Consider the following 230-nt stretch of genomic DNA (forward strand, 5'->3'; position numbering starts at 1 on the left):
GTCCTTGCAAACTGGATGAGGCACAGCTGAATCAGCTTAAAGCATATGTACTCGACTCTATAAACCGCTCGGAAGGTGGTCGGCTAACATTAGAAGACATTCAGCAGTATATATCTGAGTCTTTTCACATAGAATACGAGTTGTCGGCTGTTCACAGGCTGTTGAAAAGGCAAAACTTCTCGTGGATCAGCAGTCGGTCAATCCATCCTAAAGGGGATCAAGCTCGCCAG

Annotated in this window: 1 protein-coding gene; it reads left to right on the forward strand. The window is 46.1% G+C overall.

Translation table 11 applies throughout. The annotated features are described in order from the left end of the window. Positions 1 to 230 (forward strand): helix-turn-helix domain-containing protein (locus TW77_RS23250; protein WP_046007358.1); only part of this gene is annotated, 230 nt, incomplete at both ends.

The sequence above is a fragment of the Pseudoalteromonas rubra genome, from assembly GCF_000967655.1.
In the GTDB taxonomy this organism is placed as follows: Bacteria; Pseudomonadota; Gammaproteobacteria; order Enterobacterales; family Alteromonadaceae; genus Pseudoalteromonas; species Pseudoalteromonas rubra_A.